This window comes from Methanoculleus sp. DTU007, from assembly GCF_001512385.1.
Taxonomy (GTDB): Archaea; Halobacteriota; Methanomicrobia; order Methanomicrobiales; family Methanoculleaceae; genus Methanoculleus; species Methanoculleus thermophilus.
In genome coordinates this window covers 1-21,088 of sequence record NZ_LFRO01000097.1, presented here as the reverse complement: position 1 = coordinate 21,088, position 21,088 = coordinate 1, and the positions used below count along the sequence as shown (strand labels likewise).

The following is a 21,088-nucleotide window of genomic DNA, read 5'->3' as shown; positions in this document are numbered from 1 at the left end:
CCCCTCCCCTGTCCCCACCCCCCAATGGCGATACCCCCACGGTCCACTGTACCGGTTTTTATTATCGCCTCAACGCACCCTCGCCTAAAACAAGGAAAGTTCCCACATTTCCCGTTGCGGACCCTCTTAGACCCACATCCAACGGCAATTTAGAGCCCTCTCCTCTCAACCCCGGTTCCCCTACTGCCGCTTCCCTTCCTGCAGCCTCCTGATCGTATCGCGAAGTGCAATCGCCCGCTCGAACTCCAGGCGTTCCGCCGCCTCCCGCATCTCGGCCTCGAGCTCGATGATCAGGTTTGGGATCTCGGACTTCGGGACGTGCTTGACATCGGTGATATCGACCTCTTTTTCGCGGATCGGCTTTCTGATCGTCTGCGGCGTGATGCCGTGGCGGGCGTTGTACGCAAGCTGCATTGTGCGCCGCCGCTCGGTCTCGGCCATCGCCTTCTTGATCGAGTCGGTCATGGTGTCGGCGTAGAGCACGACCTTCGCGTTCGCGTTCCGGGCGGCCCGCCCGATGGTCTGGATCAGGCTTCTTGCGTCGCGGAGGAAACCCTCCTTGTCGGCGTCGAGGATCCCGACGAACCCGACTTCAGGGATATCGAGGCCTTCCCGCAGGAGGTTGATCCCGACAAGGACGTCGAACTTCCCGAGGCGGAGCTGGCGGATGATCTCGGTCCGTTCGAGTGTGTCGATCTCGGAGTGAAGGTAGCGGGTCTTGATTCCCTGGTCGGCCAGGTACTCCGTGAGTTCCTCGGCGAGCCGTTTTGTGAGGGTCGTCAGGAGTACACGGTCGCCGCGTTCGATGGTGGTGCGGATCTCCGCTACCACGTCCGGGATCTGCCCCTCGATCGGCCGGACCTCAACCGATGGATCCACGAGCCCCGTCGGCCGGATGATCTGCTCGGCGACGCTCGAACGCTTCAGTTCGTAGTCCCCCGGGGTCGCCGAGACGAAGATGACGTTTCGCATATACTCCGAGAACTCATCGAACTTCAGCGGCCGGTTGTCGAACGCCGAGGGAAGACGGAACCCATACTCCACGAGAGTCTTCTTCCGCGAGTAATCGCCGCGGTACATCCCGCGGATCTGGGGCAGGGTCTGGTGGCTCTCGTCGATAACCATCAAGAAATCCTTCGGGAAGTAGTCCAGCAGGCAGTAGGGTTTCGCGCCGGCCGCTCTCCCGTCGAAGTGGCGCGAGTAGTTCTCGATACCCTTGCAGGTCCCGGTCTCGCGGATCATATCGATGTCGTAGAGGGTCCGCTGCCGAAGGCGATGCGCCTCGAGCATGCCGAGATTCGGGAGCCATTCCTCGAGCTCCTGCTCGATAGAGGCGATTGCCCGCTCTTTTACTTCGTCTGGAACGACGAAGTGCCTGGCCGGGTAGACGAAGAAGTAGTCCATCGTCTCCAGCCGCTCTCCCGAGGTCTTATCGATCTCGCTGATACGGTCGATCTCGTCTCCGAAGAGCTCGATACGGATGATGTTGTTGAAGTAACCGGGGATGATATCGATGGTATCGCCCTTTACGCGGAACCGGCCCGGCATGAGTTCAAGATCATTTCGCTCGAACTGGATATCGATGAGTCTCCTGATGATATCGTCCCGCCGCATCCGATCGCTGACCTTCACCTCAAACCCCATCCCCTGGAAGTTCGCGGGGTTCCCGAGACCGTAGATACAGGAGACCGAGGCGACAACGATGGTGTCGGGGCGAGAAAGGACCGATGCGGTGGTCGCGAGGCGCATCTGCTCGATCTTGGGGTTGATCTGGGCATCTTTCTCGATGTAAAGGTCGCGCTTCGGGATGTAGGACTCTGGCTGGTAGTAATCGTAGTAGGAGACAAAGTACTCCACCCGGTTCTCGGGGAAGAACGACTTAAACTCGTTGTAGAGCTGGGCCGCGAGGGTCTTGTTGTGGGCGATGACAAGGGTGGGCATCTGGACCTCCTCGATGACATTTGCTATCGTGAAGGTCTTCCCCGACCCCGTGACCCCGAGAAGAGTCTGGTACTGCTCGCCGCGATTGATTCCGTCGGCGAGTTGTCGGATCGCTTCGGGTTGCGAACCGGTTGGCTTAAAATCTGCTTTCAGGTGAAACGCCGTCGTCATGGTGCTATCGTCTTCTTTCGCAGGTTCCTATGATACGTGATCGCAAACCGGTGCGCCTCATCGCGGATCTCCTGGAGGAAGAGCGACGCCCTCTCGTGCCGCTCAAGCGGCAGGGGATGGGAGAAGCCTGGCACGAAGATCTCCTCCTCGCGCTTCGCGATGGCCGCGATCGGGACCTTGATCCCGAGGTCCTTGAGCACCGCAGTTGCCGCCGCAAGCTGCCCTTTCCCGCCGTCGATGAGGATCAGGTCGGGAAGTTCGCCCCCCTCCTTCCGGAGGCGCGTATACCGCCGGCGGACCACCTCGGCAATCGCCGCAAAGTCGTCGATGCCCTCGATCGTCCGTATCCGGAACCGTCGGTAATTCTTCTTATCAGGCTTCCCCCAGAGGAACCGGACCATCGAACCCACCATCGCCGTCCCGGAGAGATGGGAGATATCGAAGCACTCGATCGCGACCGGGAGTTCCGGGAGGTGCAGTCGGCGTTTGAGCTCGTCCAGTTTGATCCGGTCGCCGAAGAACGCAATCTCGACATTCTTTCGAACCAGGTCGAGCAGATTCTTCTTCTCGCCCCGCTGCGGCACGATCACCCTGACTTTGCCGCCCCGAAGGTGCGAGAGGTAACTGGCGACCGCATCGTCGACCGGAACGGGCAGGATCACCTCTTCCGGCGGCTCGTGGTCGGCGTAGTAGCGGGCGAGGAACTCCTCAAGAAACCCTTCCGTCTCATCGAAGGTATACTCGCGCTTCCCCGAGAGCGTTCCCCGGTCGACGTTGAAGAGCATCAGATAGACCGTTCCCTCGCTCACGATATAGTTGACGATATCCTCATTGTAGGTCTTCTGCCGGTCGACGTGCTGGCGTTCGCGCAGGCTCTCGAGGGCCGCAATCTGGTCACGGAGTTCCATCGCCCGCTCGTACTCCTGCCGCTCTGCATGTGCTGCCATCTCCTCCCGGAGCGTACGGATGAGCCCGGTGATATCTCCTTTGAGGACCGCTTCGGCCCTTCTCACCCGCTCACGGTAGTCCTCCTCGCTGATCCTTCCTGTACAGGGGGCGCTGCACGAGCCGATATGCGCCCGGAGACACGGACGCCGGGGGAGGCGGCGGCACGACCGGAGCCCAAAGAGCGATTTTAGCAGCCGGAGGAGGTCGTCACGCTCTCGGGCGGAGACGAACGGCCCGTAATACCGGCCGTTCCCGTCAGTCCCCCGGGCAACATGGACTCGCGGGTAGGGCTCGTCGGTGACGTGAATGTAGGCGTAACTCTTCGAGTCCTTGAGGTCGATGTTGTACTTCGGCTGGTGCTTCTTGATCAGGGTGTTCTCGAGGATGAACGCCTCGACCTCGGTATCGGTGACGATGAAGTCGATCCCGGCGATCGCGGCGACGAGCCTTTTGGTCTTTGGGTCGAGGTCGTTTCGGGAGAAGTAACTCGACACGCGGCGCCGGAGATTCTTTGCCTTCCCGACGTAGATGATGGTCCCTGTGCTATCAAAAAAAAGGTAGCAGCCGGGCTCGGTTGGAAGGGTCTGGGTCTCGATCATGGTGATTTTAAGATTTCCTTTAAGAACGCACCCGTGTGGCTCCTCTCGACCAGAGCGACCTCCTCCGGGGTTCCCGTAGCGACAATCTCGCCGCCGGCGTCCCCGCCTTCGGGGCCGAGGTCGATGATGTAATCGGCGGACTTGATGACATCCAGGTTGTGCTCGATCACAACCATCGTGTTCCCGCGGGCCACCAGATCATCGAGGACGCTGATCAGATTCTTCACGTCTTGGAAGTGCAGCCCGGTCGTCGGTTCGTCGAGGAGGTAGATCGTCTTCCCTGTGGCCCGTTTTGAGAGTTCCCGGGTCAGTTTGATCCGCTGGGCCTCGCCGCCCGAGAGGGTGGTGGAACTCTGGCCGAGTTTGATGTAGCCAAGCCCCACCCTTGAGAGCGTCTCGAGTTTGCTCCTGATCGAGGGAACGTTCTCAAAGAGTTCAATCGCCTCCTCGACGCTCATATCGAGGACATCGGCGATGGATTTGCCCCAGTATTTCACCTCGAGGGTCTCGCGGTTGTAGCGAGTCCCTTTGCACTCCTCGCACTCGACGTAGACATCGGGGAGGAAGTTCATCTCGATCTTGATGAGCCCCTCGCCCTGGCAGGCCTCGCACCGTCCGCCTTTGACGTTGAACGAGAACCGGCCGGGATTGTATCCACGGACCTTCGCCTCCTTGGTCTCCGCAAAGACCTTCCGGATCTCATCAAAGACCTTGGTATAGGTCGCCGGGTTTGAGCGCGGCGTCCGCCCGATGGGGCTCTGATCGATGACGATCACCTTATCGATCTCGTCGTCGAGCGTGAGGCTCTCGTGCTCTCCCGGTGGCTCCCGCGACTTATAGAGCCTCTGCATCAGCGCCCGGTAAAGCGTCTCGTAGATGAGCGTGGACTTCCCCGAACCCGAGACCCCGGTGACGACCGTCAGGACGCCGATGGGGATATTCACATCGATATTCTTGAGGTTGTTCGCCCGACAGCCCGCAAGACGGATAAACCGGTCGCTCCGCCGGCGGGTCTTGGGGACCTCGATCTTGAGGTCGCCGGAGAGGTAGCGGCCCGTGAGCGAGGCCGGGTTTGCCGCGATAGCCTCCGGCGGCCCTTCCGCGACGACGTTGCCGCCGTGGAGCCCGGCCCCGGGTCCCATATCCACGACCCAGTCGGCGCTCCGGATCGTCTCCTCGTCGTGCTCCACCACGACAAGAGTGTTGCCGAGGTCGCGGAGGTGCTGCAGGGTCTCGAGAAGTTTCCTGTTGTCACGCTGGTGCAGCCCGATGGAGGGCTCGTCGAGAACGTAGAGGACCCCGGTCAGGTTCGACCCAATCTGTGTCGCAAGGCGTATTCTCTGGGCTTCCCCGCCGGAGAGGCTCCCGGCGCTCCGCGAGAGTGTCAGGTAGCCGACACCGACCTGCTCCAGGAACTCAAGCCGGGCGATGATCTCTTTTAGGATCTGTCGTGCAATCTCGCGCTCGCTCTCGGTGAGGTCCAGCGTCCGGAAGAACGAGAGCGCTTTCGTGACCGAGAGGTCGGTTACATCGACGATGGACTTCCCGGCGACCTTCACGGCGAGGACTTTATCTTTGAGTCTTTTGCCCCCGCACTTCGGACAGGGGAGGACCCGCATGAACTTCTCGAGTTCGTGACGCCGGTATTCTGACTTGGTCTGGTTGTAGAGCCGCTCAGCCTGCGGGGCGAGCCCTTCCCAAGTCCCGGAACGCGACCATGTGTCCCCGTTCTTCATCCTCATCGAGAGGCGGAGGTGCTCGGGTGAGCCGAACATCAGCACCTGGTACTGCTCCTCGGTGAGGTCTTTGATCGGTGTTAAGACCGAGAACCCAAAGTGTTTTGCGACGGCGCTGAGGTACTGATTCCGGTAACCGTCAAGGAAGTTCCGGTAGAGCGCGACGGCGCCTTCGGCGATGGACTTGCTCTTGTCCGGGATGATCAGGTCGGGATCGAACTCCATCTTGATCCCGAGCCCGTTGCACTCCTCACAGGCGCCGAATGGGCTGTTGAAGGAGAACATCCGGGGCTGAAGTTCCTCGAACGCAATCCCGCAGATCGGGCAGGCCATGAGCGCCGAGAAGATCTCTTCGTTGCCGTCCTCGTCGAGAGCGATGACGAGTCCTTCGGACTTCGCAAGGGCGTTCTCGATCGCCTCGACGAGTCTTGACCGCTCGTCAAGAGAGAGACGATCGATGACCAGATCGATGTCGTGCTTACGGTAGCGTTCAAGGGTGATCTCCTCGTCGGTCCGGTGGATCTCGCCGTTGACCCGGACGCGGGTGTAGCCCTCGCGGTCGAGGTCCTTGAAGAGCTGCTGGTAAGTACCCTTCTTCTGTCGGACGATCGGGGCGAGGATTGTGACCGTCCCGGCCATCGTGGAGGCTATGCGGTCGGCGATCTTCTCCGGTGACTGGGCCTCGATAGGGATATGATGCTCCGGGCAGAACGGCGTCCCTATCCGGGCGAAGAGGAGCCGCAGGTAATCGTAGATCTCGGTGACGGTGCCGACGGTACTCCGGGGGTTCTTGGAGGTCGTCTTCTGCTCGATGGAGATTGCAGGCGAGAGGCCGTCGATGCTATCGACGTCCGGCTTCTGCATCAGCCCGAGAAACTGCCGCGCGTAGGCGGAAAGCGACTCCACGTAACGTCGCTGCCCTTCGGCATAGATGGTATCGAAGGCAAGCGTGGATTTCCCCGATCCGGATACACCGGTGAGGACGATGAGCCGGTCGCGCGGGAGTTCGACACTAATATTGTTGAGGTTGTGCTCCCGGGCTCCCTTGATGATGATCTTCTTCATTGACTTATGCAGATCAGTTTGTCGTCTGACCTCATAGCCGTTTGCGGATCATAAAATTTAAATAAGCATAATTAGCCAAGCCCGAGACGCGGCTGAGCTGGAGGACGTACCGTCAAACCCATTGCAGGGCCACTCTTTTTGGTTTTCCCGGTCCAATCTGTATATACAAGAAAGGGATCGTTTTTATGCAGAAGGATCGGATGAGGCCGGGTGCGACGGGGAGCCACCGTGTCGTCGAGGTTGTGCAGGACAGGCATGGGAATCTGATCGAGATATACGACCCGCCGTTCTACCGTAAAGAGTTCGAGGATGCGTATCGGTTCATCATCGACGACTACCAGGTGGCACCAAGGGAGATCGGCCTCTTTCTCCCCTGCGCCGTGCGGAAACCCTACAGCCAGAGCCCGAGCCACAAACTCTTCCGGCGGATCATCGATGGCGTCCTTGCCCCGGAGGACTACCATATCGTCATCTTCGGCACCTGCGGAACCGTCCCTGCGGAGCTCGAGTGCATGTATCCTTACCAGAACTACCATTACATGCTCGGCAAGACCACGGACGAGCGGATCCGGCGGGACTTCCACCGGATCGAGGTTTACCGGCTCAAAGGCTACCTTGAGAAGACCCGCGAGACCTATCGCCACAGGCTTGCCTACTGCATCGGGCCGTTCCGGAAGGCCATGGTCGAGGTCATGGAGGAGACCGGGATCGCCGTCGACCTCCTCCCATCTGATCCCATGATCGAGCGGCTCTACGACATCGACTGCCCGTTTCCTGAAGGCAGCCTCTCGATGCAGGGCTACATCGACGAATTCCGCGAAGGGCTTGAGAGGCTGGCTGAGAAGATACACGCCGGGGAGACGGCGGCTCTGGAAGGGAGCACTGAACGGCACCGGCCGGTGAGGGCGTGAGGGGATTCAAAAATGTGTCCCTTCGTAGTGGAATCACCACCTGGTGGTCAGACTACTTGAAAATTTCATGCGGCACTTGATCATCCCCGCCCCTGCAGCGGGGGCAATTCGTGGTGATACCTAGGGAAATCGGGTGGAGGCTACGCAGTTGTGTCAAGGCTGCCCTGGAAAATCAGGACTGTTTTCCATAAAAATTGTGAGTGAGTTAGAATTCGTCCTTCCGAGATTCCGGGCCCGGCTTTCCATGGGGTATCGCCAAGAGGGGGGTGGGGACANNTGGGGGGATACTCCCCCCTCCCCGTCAGCCCCTCCCCAAAATACGATTGCCACCACAGTCCACTGCACGGGGCTTTTTCCCCGCTTCAGTCACCCAGTCCATCGTGGCTTACTCGCAACTTCAGGCTCGTACGCTAGATATTTACAGTTTACAGTCGTTCAATCGAGATAGTATTCGAATCCCCTTCACTTCGGCTTATAATACCCCCACTTCTCCAGCGCCTCCGCAAGTGCGGGAGCCTTCTTCGCCTTCTCCTCGAGCGTCTCCCCATCCTTCCAGGCCTCGATCGCCTGCATGACCGCCTCGGCGCCCGCCCGGGTGCCCTTCGGGTGGCCATGGATGCCGCCGCTGACAAGGAGGACGAGTTCTGTGCCGTAGATGTCGAGCACGTCGGGCACAAGCCCAGGGTGGAGACCGCCCGACGAGACGGGGAAGGCATTCTTGATCTTGCCCCAGTCCTGCTCAAGGGCCATGTGGTCGACGGCGTTTATGTGCTTCTCCCGGAGAATGTCCGCGAGCAGCGTGGCCTCCGCCCGGGTGCCGACCAGTTTCCCGACAGCGGTTCCGGTGTGGATCTGCGAGACACCGATAAGGCGCATCACCTTCGCCAGGAACTGCATCGTGATCCCATGCTTCTCGGTCCGATCGAAGGCTGCGTGCATCGCCCGGTGGGCATGGATGGCAAGCCCGAGATCGGAACAGTAGTCCCGCAGGGTCGCAACAGCCGCCGTCCCGGCGACCACGACGTCGATCATCGCGTAGTTCCAGCCGTAATCGGCAAGCATCTCGGCCCGTTTCTTCATCGTCTCCGTATCGGCCGTGATGTTGATGAACGCGGACTTTCTCTCGCCGGTCTCCTGCTCGGCCCGATCGCGCATCTTCGCCATCGCCCGGACACGGTCCTCGAACCGGTTGAACGAGAGGGACGTCAGGTTCTCATCGTCCTTGACGAAGTCGAATCCGCCCATCCAGGTCTCGTAGCCGACCTCGGCGTGCTCCTCTGCCGTGAACCCCACCTTCGGTTTCGGGACCGCACCCGTGAGCGGCCGTCCACGGACCTTCATCATATCCCGGATCCCCTCGATGCCGAAATGCGGCCCCTTGAAGTGACGGAGATACTCAGCCGGGAGAGAGACATCGATCAGGCGGAGGTTGTCAAGCGCTTTCATCCCGAAGACGTTCCCGGCAATCCCGCTTAAGAGCTGGGCGGCATTCCCCTCCTCCCAGAGGGCGAGCGGATAGGCAATCTTTACGTAGTTCCCCTCGATCTCAAACGCCTTCGCCTGGAGAGCCCGCATCCGGGGAGGCAGAGTAAAGAGCGTGGTCCAGGTCCCGGTCGAACTCTCGGAGGCGATTCTCCCCACCGCCTCCTCGCGGCTGATCCCTGCCGCCGGCTCGAAGTAGTAGAGGGCTACAAGTTCATCCGGCCCAGGAGTGTGGTCTAAGTCAACAAACTCACGATACCAGTCAATCGCCATAACATCACCCTTTGAAGGAAGGGGTGCCGGGTAGAAAAACCTTCCATTTGGAGCAGGGCATGGCAGGTCCGCACCAGCCCATCTTGCGCGAGACACCGGTTTTATTTCTCTGCAGGTCCAGACGGCGCGCCCATGAGAAGGACCACCCGGACTACGATGCGAGGCGTTACCCGAACAAAGAGGCACGCCGCGACCGTATCGGGGGATTGGCCAGGCTGCTCTCCCTTGAGCGTTCAGGGTAGCGGGAAAGAGGGTTATTGCTACGAATGCCAATTTTTGTTATAACAGGTAAACATTATTATATGGTGAATTCTTACTAATACGTGGCCAGGCGACGATGGAACCTGCCTGCGCCTCGTCCGTCCTACCCCGCAGTGTGTTACTGCACGTCCTACCTGTACCCAATCTTTTTTTGACGCTCACTCGGAGATCCCATCGAGAACCTTCTCGATCCTATCCACCTTCGCCTCAATCCGCTCCAGCGATGGCTGATCTTGCCGGGTCTGGTCCTGCCGTTTCTGCTGCAGCATACCGTGCAGGGGTGGTGCCCGCCGCTTGAGGTCTTTCGCCGGCTGGATTCCGTACGAGGAGAGAGATCGACCGGGAGAAGTACGCCCTGAAGATGCTGCGCAGCGACTTCGCGAACCTCCCCTCTTGACTTGGTGTGTTCACCGGGAAAGCGTGTTAAAGCAGGACTTCGGGCAGCAGAAGTATGGAATGGATAGCGCCCAGGAAGAGATCCCCGGGGCGTACCGCCCCGGGGGATCCTTTTGTGTGGGTCAGGGAGATGGGTTGCAGGAGAGCCGCTCAAAAGGGGGTCAATCCCCCCTGATATGCTTATCTCCCCACTGGTGGTGCTGGAGCAGGATGCACCCGGTCAGGATACCGATTTCAGGCGGGAATAGATCTGCGTGGGTGCCATGAGTCTGGTGCTGCCTGTACCCGGTGCATCCTGGGTATCTTTCTTGAGTACATCCCTGTGTGGTCCAGTCAGGGAGCTGTTCCCGGCTATCAATGGGTACCGGGGTTACGACGGAGATGATGGAAAGGGTCGCCCCGGGTCCCGGCTGCTCTCTTCTCCCCCGCGGTGGGAGAAATTCCCCACCGCCACACAGAACTCAACCCGGGGAGAGATATATTCCTACGGCGCTCCGGGTGGGAGCGTTGAACCGGCCGGTTCAACGCCTTCGGTGATATCTCTGATGTATCGGAGCGCTAAAATAGCGTCTTCCCGTTTCCTGTCGACGGGATGCTCTTCGGCAAAGGCCAGGAATCGAGCGAGATCTTTTGGGTAGGCTTTTCCTTCAGCGGCCTCGACGATCGCATCGTAGGTCCGGTCGGGGAAGTAGAGCCCCCGGGCCGCGTCAAGGAGCGCCTTGGCTGCATCGGCCCCGATCGCGCCGCACTCAAGCGCCCGCTGAATTGTCGCCCGGATGTTCACGAGCGGCTCCGAGAGCGGCACAAACGTCTCGGGGTCGAAAAGAAGCGCCACCTCGTCGTCGGCGACGAGCCTCCCATCCCGATAGGCCCGGTAGATCTCCCCGACGCCCTCCATTCCAAGACTGTCCAGTTCTGCGGCCCGGAGCGCTCCCATACTGGAGGCGCCGACGACCCGTACCCCGGCCCGGAGCGCGGCAAGGACCTCACGATGGGCGACCGCGCAGTCCTGGAAGAAGACGCCGTCGATGAGCCCGATGACCCGTGCCCCATCTTCGACGGCCCGGGTTATGTCGCCCCGTTTTGCCGGAGGGCGGTAATCGGCGTCGAGGATCTCCCGGGCGGCCGCAAGGTCACAACTGGGACCGAGAAAGACGACGACTCCGCGCTTCATGGCACCTCCGCCCCATCCGGTCCTGATCCATCGCATACATCTCAAGCCCCGGAACAATCACCCGGACGACCGGAATCCCGATCTCCGGTCGGGTGAGGTCGACCACGATCACCCGGGAGAGCCCCGCACTCTTCAGGCGGCCTATAACATGGTTGATGTCGGTGAGGAAGTCATCGCTGTCAAACGAGGGCATGGACGAGAACTCGATCGTCTCGCACTCAGCGAACCAGTGCCGGTTCAGCCGCTTCGTCCGCTCGTATCCGATCTTTTTACGGATGTCAGCCTTATCGGTATCTTCCCTCGCACCGTGAATCTGCGTCAGTCTGCTCTGCGCAACCTCCGTGAGCGCCCGGAGGACCGCAATATAGGCGCTCGTGTGCGACCCCATCCCGATCGTGAGAAGCGTCGGATCCTTGAGCACCACGTCGTCGGCCACTGCGGCCACCGTGGGGATCCCGATATCGCTCGTGATGTCCTTGAGGGTGACCTCGACCCCGGCGGCCGCGAATTTCGCAAGCAGATCGGCAGCAAGGCCGTTATCGATCCCCTCGATCCGGGGACCGGTGTTCCGGGTCACCTCCACAAGTGACCAGGCATCACGCTCGACCACCTCCATCAGGGCGTGGAAGGTCGCCTCCTCGAGGGTGTTTCCTGAAGCAAGCCCGTTCGTGTTGGTCCTAAAGAGGCGCCCGTAGGTCACCGGGAGGGGATGAAAGACCGCATGAGCGGGAACAAGCACCTCTTCCTCCTGAACGATATCGTACCCCTCAACCCAGGGGATTGCCATATCAGCCGGAACCAGGGGAGGGAGGATCAGGTCCTCAGGATTGATCGCCGTCCTCTCTGCCGAGACCTCGCTGTACCGCCCGATGATGGTCTCCCGATCCCTGATCTCACTGGAATAGCGCTCGATCCCCTCCATCATCGCCGAGACCTCAGCCTCAACCGGGGTGGCGCCTTTACCGTTATAGACCGAGATCGCCCCCTCCTCGGCGGTCGGCCGGATGCTCGAGAAGACCGGGATTCCAATCCGGTCGAGGTTCGTGATATCGGCAACCCGGGTGATCCCGGCTGCCGGGAGTCGCGCCCGCGCAAGCCGGAGCGTCTCTTCAGGCGGGACCGTGCGCTGGGTCTCCCTGATGTAAGCCTTCCGACACGATTGCAGCCGAATCATGCGTCATCCCCGGTTGATTCGCCCGGAACCCAGCGTTCACCCTCGCTCCTGATCTCCTTCTTCCAGATCGGCACACTCTGCTTGATCCGCTCAAGGATATACTCACAAGCATCGAAGGCCTCCTTCCGGTGGCCGGCGCCAACGACGATGAGGAGAATATTCTCGCCGACCCGGAGCCGTCCAATCCGGTGGACGATCTCGACGGCCCCAATCGGGAATTTCCGAAATGCCTCGTCCCGGATCGCCTCAAGTTCTTTAACCGCGACCTCCTCGTAGGCTTCAAGTTCCATCTCCTCGATCCCGCCGTCATCCCTGACGACGCCGAGGAAGGTGACCAGGGCGCCCATATCGGGCCTCCTTATCTGGTCGATAACTGCATTGATGTCAAAGTTCTCCCTTGTTACGCTGATCATGCTAATACCTTCGTCATCCGCCCGCAACCGGCGGGAAGAGCGCAACCTCGTCGCCATCGGCGAGCGCGAGCGTTGCGGCTTCGGTGCGCCGCACACGCTTGCCGTTGTGCATCAGTATCACGTATTCCCGGAGTCCACCACTCTCATCAAAGACTGCATCGCCTTCTTCTCCGGCACGGCCCCGGAGCGCGGCGAGAACCGCCGCCATTGTCGCCCCGTCGGGGAGATCGATCGCGAGGTCGCCCCCGAGGATCTCCCGAAACCGGGCGAAAGTCCTGACCCGAATCTGCATTCTTTTCTACCTCGTTTCAACACCGAACGCTCCCACACGCTCTGCAGTCTTCCTGCCGCTCGGCCGCCAAGGTCGTCATGGCAGCAGCCCATCCATCCCGGACAAGGAGCCGGTCGGTGAGGAGGAGGCCGGTGCCGGTGAGATCGCGATCTGCCGCCGATAGCGCCCCAGTTCCCGATCCGTAAGCATCCCAGGTCTGTCCTCCTATGCGGCGCGCAAACAGGGCCCTTGCGTCCGCAACGGATACGCTTGTTATGTGGTGTCCGGGGCAATTTGAAGATTGTGATCCCTCAAACCTGCCCCGAGTCGGTTCGGCGAACACGATAGCCAGGCGAGATCGGTCCTCGGGAGAAACGTATATATGACAGGTCATGAATATTCCCCCAGAATCAACATAAATGCTGAATGGGGGGAGTGTGACCATGACGACGGAACTTATCGAAGACGGCGACGTCTGGGATACTTTTGTAGATGAGAGCGCTTCAGGCCGCCTCTTCCACAAATGGGACTTTCTGAAGATTACGGAGAAGCACACCGGCTTTCGATTTCTCCCCTACGGGGTCTTTAAGGGCAACGAGTTGATCTGCGTCTTTCCGCTCTTTGAAAAGCAGATACACGGGTTCAACGTCCTCCTCTCCCCACCTCCTCTCCAATCGGTAGTACCGTATCTCGGGTTCGTTATGGGTCGCCGTTACGACACTGCCAAACAGAGCAAGAAGGAATCGATGCTGGCAATTGTTGCGAAAGACATCAAGGAAGAACTCGCGGCTCTGGCTCCGAACTACCTCGCCATAACCCAGGTGCCGGGATTCATCGACGTCAGGCCTCTTCTCCGGGAGGGGTATAACGCGCGGATCCATTTCTCGTACGTCATCGACCTTGAGCCGCAGCTTGCGGAGATCTGGAACGGCTTCTCCTCGAACCTCCGGACCAAACTCAGAAAAGTAGAGAAGAACGGCTACCGTCTCGAGAAGAGCACCGACCTCTCGGTCTTCTACTCCAGGATCGCAGAGCGGTTCAGTGAACCAGAGATGAACATCCCGATGATCAGCCGGACCTACTTCGAGGATCTCTTTCGAGCGTACCCCGACGAGCTCGGACTCTACTACCTCTACGACGGCGACGACGTCGTGACGGGTTTGCAGGCCACCCAGGAGTACAAGATCTTCACCCTGTGGGTGGGAGCCCCAAAGATTACAGCATTGCCGGGGAACGAGTATCTTCAATGGCTCCTCCTCCAGAAGGCAAAGAAAGAAGGATACCGGAAGATGGAGAATATCGGGGCGAACAACGAGAACTTGAACCTCTTCAAGTCCAAGTTCAATCCCTCCCTCACCCTCTTTCTGGAACTGAGCCGGGAGGACCTCTTCGGCAGGATTGCCCGGTGGACCTACAGCACCATTGCGAGCAAAGGCCCGATGAAGCGCAAGGTTCTCGCATACATCGAGTGACAATCTGAGGCGCCCTACCTCCCGGCCTCCTCTTCCCAGCCTTCGAACCTGATCAGCGCCTGGGACGGGGGTCTTTCGATGAGCCTCAAGGCATCGGATATCCTATCGGTGATTGTGAGGTTGCTTTTGGTCCTCTCCCGGTATTCCTGCACGAGATAGGCGGTGTGGTATTGGTATGTCCGATCGCGGGTGACAAAGACCAGGTCCTCCCCAAGATTCTCCAGAAGCGTCTCCCAGATGAGTTCGTCGCCGATGGTCTCCGTTCCGGTAGACTTGGGGGGATTGCCGAGGAGTTTTCGACGGTGAGCCCGGTTGACGAGTTCTTCCGTCCGACGAAGAATTCGCACGGCCGGATCACCGGTGAGCTCGGTGAAAGCCCGGGCCACCGGATCAGCGAGTAATCCGGTAATCATATCCTGGATGTCGTTGTAGAGGGCGTCAGCAGCACGGTTGTACTCCTCCCCGGCCCGTTGCAGCACTGCAACGTTCGGGTTCCCCCGTATGATGGACGGCAGGCGGACCTCCTCGGTCTCCCATCTTCGTATGGTATCTGCGACCCGGTCGAGAACTTTTGAGCGGTTGCGGAGGAACTCATCGATGATGATATCGGGAAAGACGAGATGCTCTTTAAGTGCCCCGATATCAAGGAAGATCTCCATTGGATCCTCGCCAGATTCATAGAGCTCGATAAAGAGGTTCGTGTCAATGCACACTGCAGTCATGCTGGTGAATGATGCCACAAGATTGGGATAATGGTTTCCCGGATAGACATCTGCGGTAGCGTGAGACGCTATATTGAGTAATGCATCAAAGATTACGACTGCTAATTAGCCCATTAACACCGCACTGAAAGACTGTAATCATATCGAGGCGCTCAACCGCCGGGATAACCTTTGAAGGGACCGGTGAACTCGGGGCTGATCCTTCGCTTGGGATTTCTGACACCTGAGGAGACAGACTTGATTTGGGCGAAAATAGAGCAGGGGGAGGCTCGACCTCACCGCCGCCCGTACTTCCTGAACATATACCAGAGCCCCGCGGCAACTCCGACCATCACCAGGAGGCCGAGCAGCGCGACGTAAGACTGCTCCTTCACAACAATCCGGTACTCGTCCTCTCGTTCAGCCTGATCGCTCTTCACTACGGCGATGATCTTGTACTCCCCGGCGACGATATCAGCCGGCGGGACCACCGTCACCTTCAACGTTGCCCGCTCGCCGGGCCCGAGGCTCGCGACCGATGCCGGGTCGACGGTCACCCGCCATCCATCCGGCACGCTCATATTGACATCGATGTTTGTCAGTGTTCCCCCGATACCAACGTTCGAGACGGTCATATCGAATGTGAGAGTGTCACCGCGGTTGATCTCATGGCGGTAACTCTTGGTGTAGGTCCGCATGTCGTAGGAGCCGCGGAGCCGGAGCGTCAGAATCTCCTCATACTCTCGGGCGGCCGAACCGATCACCATTGTGAAATTGTACTCCCCAATATCGACCGAGTAGGGTGGGATGAGATCGAGATAGAGAGACTTCTCCTCACCGGCCGGGATGTAGATCTCGGAGATCTCCTCGGGGGTATCACGGCTCTCCTTGAACCGGGCATACCACTGCTCAGGGAGGTCGAGGATGGAGAGAGTGTAGGTGTCATCGTTTTTGCCGGTGTTCTTCAGGATCATCTCATACTGAGGATTTGCACCAACCGTCGCTACCCTGGAGGGAGATTTCACCCGGAGTTCAGCGAAAAAGTTCTCCTTATCGAGCGGTACAATCCCAAGATCAGTCGTCCGGCCAATCCTGATATCAACATTCTTCTTCTCCCATGGGCGATATCCTGGTTTGGTGACGGTGGCGGTATAGGTGCCCATCGGGACCCCAATGCTCACCTTGCCTTCGGCGGTCGTGAGCATCCCCTCGACCCGTCTGTCGCCGTCGTAGATGCTCACCTCGGCGCCCTTCACCACGTTACCTTCCTTGTCCACCACAGTAGCCTCAAGGGTTCCAGTCTCGCCGCTGTGGGTCTTTGTGATCTTGACATAGAGCCATATTGTGCCCGTGCCGATTCCAACCCGGATGGGATACTCCCCAACCGCGGCATGGCCGGAGGTCTCGACCACCAGTCGAACGGTCTTCGTCTCGCCGGCTGGAATCAGCATTCGATAGACCTCGCGATCACCGTCCTCAAACCTGATCTTCCAGTTGTCGGTGCCGCGGAAGGTCCAGTAGTTGAGAAGGCACGTCCCGGTGTCTCCCCGGTTCGTGACCTCAAGGTCAAAGACGGCGGAATCACCGGCTTCGATCATCTCGCCGGGGAAGTCGCACCGGATCTCCGTTGGCATTGTCCCGCCCCCTGTTGCGGCCGCCGCACCCGAAACAATCAGGGCGGCAAGGAGGAGGATTACAAAGATTTTCCTGTCGGCCACCTTCTCACCTGATATCCATCCTCATAAATTTCACATACGTCACGGCGAAGAAGACCGACGGGAAGACGATGAGCGCGGCGATGTTCATCCAGACCCGGCCGAGGGCTTCAGCAAGACCAGGCGTCTCCTCTGGTGCCATACCGGAGTTATAGAGCGCATCTATAGTCGCCGTGATCTGTGGGTTCGTCACCGCCATCGCGATGGTGTAGTAGTTCATCTGGGGGGAAATGAGGGTTGTAAGATCGCTGATTAACATCCGTTTGTCTATGTAGTTCCGCAACTCCTCCTCATACTCTCTCCACACCTGATCCTCGGACCCCACCTGGACCACGCTTTGAGAAGCACTGCTGACGAAATACCCCCCGCCGGCTGTAGCTGAGACCGATCTCCCCACGATGGTCGGTATCAGGCCCACCTCCGGCGGCTCGGGCGGGTCGCCGACGAGCACATCTGCGGCCACCGTCCCGAGCAGGGGTAGAAGCGAGGAGACGGCAAAGAAGATGACGAGGGTGTAGATCAGGGCGTTCCCGCTCTCGCGGGCGACCGTCGACATCATGAGCGCGATGGAGAAGTAGGCAAGCAGGAACCCAAGCGAGACCGCCCCGAAGATCAGTATGGCGGCAAACTCCTCCAATGTCGGGACGATCGAGAAGAGAAGGAGCATCGCAAGCGAGATAGCAAGCGCAAGAACCATGGCAAACCCAAGAGCACCAACGCCCCCGAGTGCTTTGCCGTTGATGATCTCATCCCGGTAGAGGGGATGGGAGAGGAGCGTCTTTAGCGATCTGGTCTCCTTCTCTTTTGAGACCAGGTCAAACCCGATGGCGATGGCAAGGATCCCACCAAGCGTCGTCATGTAACTCATCATAGAGTTGAAGATAAGCATGATCGAAGGTTTCTCGGGCATCCAATTCACGTATGGGCTATCAACCTCGAGCTCCTGCATGTACTGAAGCTGCTGGTTGTAGGACTCAAGCATGTCGTTGTAATATCCAATGCCGGTATGCATCCCGATCGCTGATATAACGAGAAACAGTACAAGGATAATGACGAACCGCCTACTGGTGATATGGTCGGAGAACTCTTTCCGTGCTACGTTGAGCAATCTATCAAGCGCCATACTTACCTCCGATAGGCTGCCATGAAGACGTCCTCAATATCGGGTTCTTCAAGGTGCATCTCCCGTATGTGCACGCCCTGTGAATAGAGACTCTCTGCAAGCCTGTCCCGGATGTCAGCCATCGCCAGGATAACCGCACGGCTCCCGTTCCTCTCAATGGAGAGAATCCCGGGATCCTCGATCGCCGGCAGGCGCTCGGGGGTCTCGACGATGATCCGGACGGCATCACCATCCGATGGCGCGAGCGCCCGGGCAACCTCCTCCAGCGTACCCTGTGCAACGAGTTTCCCTTTTGCGAGCAGTCCTACGGTCCGGCAGACTACTCTGACCTCGGAGAGTATATGGGAAGAGACGAAGATCGTCTTTCCTTCATCGGCGAGGTGTTCAACGAGTTTCCGGTATTCACGGACGCCCTCGGGATCGAGGTTTGCCGTCGGTTCGTCAAGGAAGAGCACTTTAGGGTCGTTGATCAATGCCTGAGCAAGCCCAAGCCGCTGCTTCATCCCGCGGGAGTACTCTCCGGCCTTCTGGGTGACGCCGTCGAGATGGACGAGTTCAAGCAGTTCTGCTATTCGCTCTTTCCGCTCCCTTGAATCCATTCCGTAGAACCGGGCGAAATAGTCCAGGTTCTGCTCGGCTGTCATGTTCCCGTAGAACCCTACATCTTCAGGGAGGTAACCGATGATCTCCTTCACCCTCAGCGGGTCTTTCGCGACTTCGATCCCATCAACCAGGCACCGCCCACTGGTGGGCTCGATCATACCGGTGAGCATCAGGATCGTCGTGCTCTTCCCCGCTCCGTTCGGACCAAGGAATCCGAATATATCGCCTTCATCAACCTCAAGGTCAAGGCCGTCGACGACCGCCTTGCCGTTGTAAACTTTCGTGAGATTTTCTGCCTGTATCATTTCATCACACCCCACCCGGTCGGCCTGGAACGCCTTACTGCAGGCTACGACATACTCTTATTAACGTTTTCTGTGACACGCGTCTACACATCGAGGGAGGAAGCTCGATTTCAGCCGTTGTGGAACTGCTGTTTTTCAGAATGTCGCGGAGAATCTGTCGTAGATCCAAAGACTGCCCGTGTGCCGGCCTCCGCGCGGTTTAAGCCGCTGAATTGACACGCACGCAACAGAAACAGGGTGCCTATCCAATTTGCGTTCGACATAGGATTATCGGCAGGAATGGAGGGATTAAGCGATGATATACTGCAAAAAAGAGCCTACACGTTCAGAGGCCCCAGCGTAGACAATCCCGCAAGACTGATCCCTGCAGAGAGACAGAGAAATCGACTTTTGTGGCTCCGATCCGCAGCGCTCTAATCGTGGGATGGACCCGATCAGCCCAAGACTCCAGGACCCGGACCTCCGGCACTCTCCGGGCGAAGGATAACCCGGAGGCTCTTTCTCCTCTCGTCGAGAGCAACATGCTCGATCTTCGTTGGAGTTCCTATTCCAATCGCCGCGATCGCAGCAAGCAGGCTGCAGATCGGGCAGCCAACCATGGTGCAGCACTTCGGAGAGACTTCTCGGATCGCCTGGCAACCGGGAACGAGGTGGTAGTCGTTCAAGGTGACGATGATATTTGCGCCGTCCCGGGCCGCCGTCGTCTTTCCGGAAATCTCCAGGAGGGTATCACAGACCTCCTCTATACACGCAAGAAGACCCTCGTTATCATCCTTAGGGATCTCAAGAGCATACTTATCCTGCAGGTGCCTAAGAAGCGGGGTGCATACCGGGACAAGCCGGACGGCACACCCATCCTCCCTGGTTATGTAGGAGTAATCGCCCCCGACCGTCACCGGGGGGGCACTGGTGACCGGGATGATCTCGACAACGGTCCCATCCTCCTCCGGGATGAACCAGGCATCACCCTGGACCCCGAGGTCCGCACAGAGCGTCGCGATGCCGATCGTTCCCTGGGCAGGGAGGAGAGCGGCAATCTCAGGGCTGATGGGCTCACCCTTGTGGAGCGCAAGAAGAAAGACTCCAGTTATGAAGCAGCTTGCCCCAGCTAGGACGAGAGTCGCAGTGGTGATGTCACCCCGGCCGGTCGCGGTCGCGAGAGCAAGGAGGCCAACGGCCGCGATGATCAGGCTGAAGGCTCCCGAGTAGAGATTGTTCAGGGTCATGTATCACCTCCCGCCCACCGGGTCAGCCGATAGTCCCGGAAGGCGAGGATGAGATAACCGCAGCCCAGAGCGGCCGCGAGAACGAGAAGAGGAAGATATACCGTGCCGCTCATCGCGAGCAGGACAGCAAATAAGGATACCCCGACGGCGAAGGTCAGGTAACCCCGCAAGTTGCCGAGGAACACGGCAAGGATGACCATCTGGAGGATGAGAGCGGCCACGACATTGTCCGCGGCAACGACGAGGACCTCGCCGGTGCAGAGCAGAAGGAACCTCCGGTCGAACCCCATCATAACACCTCCACGGCATCGACCCCCATGATCGTCCCGGCGCCGGCGGGTGCCTGGAGGATAACCCGCATCCCCCGGACCTTCGCCTCGTGGATGAACTGGATAAGGTGACTTTTATCGCCTGGTTGGAGGAGTGAGAAGATCCGGACCTCAGCAGCGCCCGCCTGGGAGAGGGCTCCCCGTATTGCCACCGTGAAGGGCATAGGTTTCTCCACCGCAAACGCCGAGAGGATGTCGCGGAGCCTCGCATGATACTCCCGATCACAAGGATCTGCCCCTGCGCCGGGATGACGCACCCGGGCAGCGAGAGCAGCTGGCCCAGGCGCCCGGTAGAGGTAGGTGCGGGGTTCGAACGGGAGAAGCCCACTGAAGGCCGCGAGAGCCTCCCGGATATCCTGGATCCGGGAGATGAACCTGACGATCTCAGGACCCGCGACGACCAGGAGCGAACAGTCATTGCGGGCGGCGATCGCACCCTCGACGGCGCTCGAGATCGCCATCATGAACCGGGCAAAGATCTCAGGGTCGCCCGTCCGCGCCGGGAGGTCGACAGAGATGAGGGACACACCGCCCTCGAGTCCTGTCGGCTCACGGACATACAGGGTGCCGCGCTTCGCCGTGATCTTCCAGTCTACCTGCCGGGGGTCGTCACCCGAATGGTAGGGCCGGAACCCGCGAATCTCTTGGCTGGTAAGCGCAGCCTTCCTGTCCACCCTAGTATCCTCTCCACGAACTCCCTGACCCCAGCTGACTCTTCTACTCACCAATGGGAAGATGAAGAGGGGTAGCGTAACGAAAGTTCTGTAAAATTGAATTGGCCCTGGATCCAACCTAGATT

17 protein-coding genes are annotated in these 21,088 nt (G+C 59.2%); 2 read left to right on the top strand and 15 right to left on the bottom strand.

The window, feature by feature from the left end:
• Positions 1–180 precede the first annotated feature (180 nt).
• From uvrB to uvrA, 3 genes are read right to left on the bottom strand one after another with little or no spacing between them, the layout of a single operon-like run.
• Positions 181–2,112, bottom strand: a complete 1,932-nt coding sequence (gene uvrB, locus ACI94_RS09955; protein WP_066958824.1) for an excinuclease ABC subunit UvrB — start codon at positions 2,110–2,112, stop codon at positions 181–183.
• Positions 2,109–3,659 (bottom strand): excinuclease ABC subunit UvrC, encoded by a 1,551-nt coding sequence (uvrC, locus tag ACI94_RS09950; RefSeq protein WP_066958823.1) that lies wholly within the window; start codon positions 3,657–3,659, stop codon positions 2,109–2,111. Before uvrC ends, uvrB begins: the two co-directional genes overlap by 4 nt.
• The gene (gene uvrA, locus ACI94_RS09945; protein WP_273258600.1) at positions 3,656–6,460 is read right to left on the bottom strand and encodes an excinuclease ABC subunit UvrA; all 2,805 of its coding nucleotides are present in this window, start codon (positions 6,458–6,460) and stop codon (positions 3,656–3,658) included. The genes uvrC and uvrA overlap by 4 nt, the downstream gene beginning before the upstream one ends.
• A gap of 185 nt (positions 6,461–6,645) precedes the next feature.
• Between uvrA and ACI94_RS09940 the strand changes: the two genes are divergently transcribed.
• Positions 6,646–7,371, top strand: coding sequence for a DUF5591 domain-containing protein (locus tag ACI94_RS09940; RefSeq protein WP_286681384.1), 726 nt, complete (start codon positions 6,646–6,648; stop codon positions 7,369–7,371).
• 462 nt (positions 7,372–7,833) lie between these two features.
• Here ACI94_RS09940 and rbcL read toward each other — a convergent pair whose 3' ends face one another.
• The 5 genes from rbcL to ACI94_RS09915 form a co-directional block, all read right to left on the bottom strand.
• Complete coding sequence (rbcL, locus tag ACI94_RS09935; RefSeq protein WP_066958820.1) at positions 7,834–9,126, bottom strand: type III ribulose-bisphosphate carboxylase; 1,293 nt, start codon at positions 9,124–9,126, stop codon at positions 7,834–7,836.
• Between the two features lie 1,141 nt (positions 9,127–10,267).
• Positions 10,268–10,957, bottom strand: a complete 690-nt coding sequence (locus ACI94_RS09930; RefSeq protein WP_066958819.1) for a TfuA-related McrA-glycine thioamidation protein — start codon at positions 10,955–10,957, stop codon at positions 10,268–10,270.
• Entirely contained in the window at positions 10,917–12,131 is a 1,215-nt protein-coding gene (locus ACI94_RS09925) for a YcaO-related McrA-glycine thioamidation protein (RefSeq protein WP_066958818.1), read from the bottom strand. Before ACI94_RS09925 ends, ACI94_RS09930 begins: the two co-directional genes overlap by 41 nt.
• Complete coding sequence (locus tag ACI94_RS09920; protein ID WP_066958817.1) at positions 12,128–12,544, bottom strand: molybdenum cofactor biosynthesis protein MoaE; 417 nt, start codon at positions 12,542–12,544, stop codon at positions 12,128–12,130. Before ACI94_RS09920 ends, ACI94_RS09925 begins: the two co-directional genes overlap by 4 nt.
• A 13-nt stretch (positions 12,545–12,557) precedes the next feature.
• On the bottom strand, positions 12,558–12,836 hold the full coding sequence (locus tag ACI94_RS09915; protein WP_066958816.1) for a ubiquitin-like small modifier protein 1: 279 nt from the start codon (positions 12,834–12,836) through the stop codon (positions 12,558–12,560).
• A gap of 422 nt (positions 12,837–13,258) precedes the next feature.
• Between ACI94_RS09915 and ACI94_RS09910 the strand changes: the two genes are divergently transcribed.
• Positions 13,259–14,287 carry a GNAT family N-acetyltransferase gene (locus ACI94_RS09910; protein ID WP_066958815.1) on the top strand — a complete coding sequence of 343 codons (1,029 nt, stop codon included), beginning with the start codon at positions 13,259–13,261 and terminating at the stop codon, positions 14,285–14,287.
• A gap of 14 nt (positions 14,288–14,301) precedes the next feature.
• Here the strand turns inward: ACI94_RS09910 and ACI94_RS09905 are convergent, their stop codons facing one another.
• From ACI94_RS09905 to ACI94_RS09875, 7 genes are all read right to left on the bottom strand, one after another.
• Entirely contained in the window at positions 14,302–15,009 is a 708-nt protein-coding gene (locus tag ACI94_RS09905) for a PIN domain-containing protein (RefSeq protein ID WP_066958825.1), read from the bottom strand.
• A 275-nt stretch (positions 15,010–15,284) separates the two neighbouring features.
• The gene (locus tag ACI94_RS09900; protein ID WP_286681383.1) at positions 15,285–16,706 is read right to left on the bottom strand and encodes an NEW3 domain-containing protein; all 1,422 of its coding nucleotides are present in this window, start codon (positions 16,704–16,706) and stop codon (positions 15,285–15,287) included.
• Positions 16,707–16,710: 4 nt separating this feature from the next.
• A complete protein-coding gene (locus ACI94_RS09895) occupies positions 16,711–17,826 on the bottom strand; it encodes an ABC transporter permease (RefSeq protein WP_066958813.1) in 1,116 nt (371 codons plus the stop codon).
• Between the two features lie 2 nt (positions 17,827–17,828).
• Complete coding sequence (locus ACI94_RS09890) at positions 17,829–18,734, bottom strand: ABC transporter ATP-binding protein (RefSeq protein WP_286681382.1); 906 nt, start codon at positions 18,732–18,734, stop codon at positions 17,829–17,831.
• A gap of 434 nt (positions 18,735–19,168) precedes the next feature.
• Entirely contained in the window at positions 19,169–19,960 is a 792-nt protein-coding gene (locus tag ACI94_RS09885) for a hypothetical protein (RefSeq protein WP_066958811.1), read from the bottom strand.
• Positions 19,957–20,253 carry a hypothetical protein gene (locus ACI94_RS09880; protein WP_224732807.1) on the bottom strand — a complete coding sequence of 99 codons (297 nt, stop codon included), beginning with the start codon at positions 20,251–20,253 and terminating at the stop codon, positions 19,957–19,959. Before ACI94_RS09880 ends, ACI94_RS09885 begins: the two co-directional genes overlap by 4 nt.
• Entirely contained in the window at positions 20,250–20,963 is a 714-nt protein-coding gene (locus ACI94_RS09875) for a DUF58 domain-containing protein (RefSeq protein WP_286681381.1), read from the bottom strand. The genes ACI94_RS09880 and ACI94_RS09875 overlap by 4 nt, the downstream gene beginning before the upstream one ends.
• Between the last annotated feature and the right edge of the window lie 125 nt (positions 20,964–21,088).

Bases quoted from the DNA above. Each gene is read 5' to 3' on its own strand.
- uvrB (WP_066958824.1), bottom strand. From the start codon at position 2,112: ATGACGACGGCGTTTCACCTGAAAGCAGATTTTAAGCCAACCGGTTCG.
- uvrC (WP_066958823.1), bottom strand. From the start codon at position 3,659: ATGATCGAGACCCAGACCCTTCCAACCGAGCCCGGCTGCTACCTTTTT.
- uvrA (WP_273258600.1), bottom strand. From the start codon at position 6,460: ATGAAGAAGATCATCATCAAGGGAGCCCGGGAGCACAACCTCAACAAT.
- ACI94_RS09940 (WP_286681384.1), top strand. From the start codon at position 6,646: ATGCAGAAGGATCGGATGAGGCCGGGTGCGACGGGGAGCCACCGTGTC.
- rbcL (WP_066958820.1), bottom strand. From the start codon at position 9,126: ATGGCGATTGACTGGTATCGTGAGTTTGTTGACTTAGACCACACTCCT.
- ACI94_RS09930 (WP_066958819.1), bottom strand. From the start codon at position 10,957: ATGAAGCGCGGAGTCGTCGTCTTTCTCGGTCCCAGTTGTGACCTTGCG.
- ACI94_RS09925 (WP_066958818.1), bottom strand. From the start codon at position 12,131: ATGATTCGGCTGCAATCGTGTCGGAAGGCTTACATCAGGGAGACCCAG.
- ACI94_RS09920 (WP_066958817.1), bottom strand. From the start codon at position 12,544: ATGATCAGCGTAACAAGGGAGAACTTTGACATCAATGCAGTTATCGAC.
- ACI94_RS09915 (WP_066958816.1), bottom strand. From the start codon at position 12,836: ATGCAGATTCGGGTCAGGACTTTCGCCCGGTTTCGGGAGATCCTCGGG.
- ACI94_RS09910 (WP_066958815.1), top strand. From the start codon at position 13,259: ATGACGACGGAACTTATCGAAGACGGCGACGTCTGGGATACTTTTGTA.
- ACI94_RS09905 (WP_066958825.1), bottom strand. From the start codon at position 15,009: ATGACTGCAGTGTGCATTGACACGAACCTCTTTATCGAGCTCTATGAA.
- ACI94_RS09895 (WP_066958813.1), bottom strand. From the start codon at position 17,826: ATGGCGCTTGATAGATTGCTCAACGTAGCACGGAAAGAGTTCTCCGAC.
- ACI94_RS09890 (WP_286681382.1), bottom strand. From the start codon at position 18,734: ATGATACAGGCAGAAAATCTCACGAAAGTTTACAACGGCAAGGCGGTC.
- ACI94_RS09885 (WP_066958811.1), bottom strand. From the start codon at position 19,960: ATGACCCTGAACAATCTCTACTCGGGAGCCTTCAGCCTGATCATCGCG.
- ACI94_RS09880 (WP_224732807.1), bottom strand. From the start codon at position 20,253: ATGATGGGGTTCGACCGGAGGTTCCTTCTGCTCTGCACCGGCGAGGTC.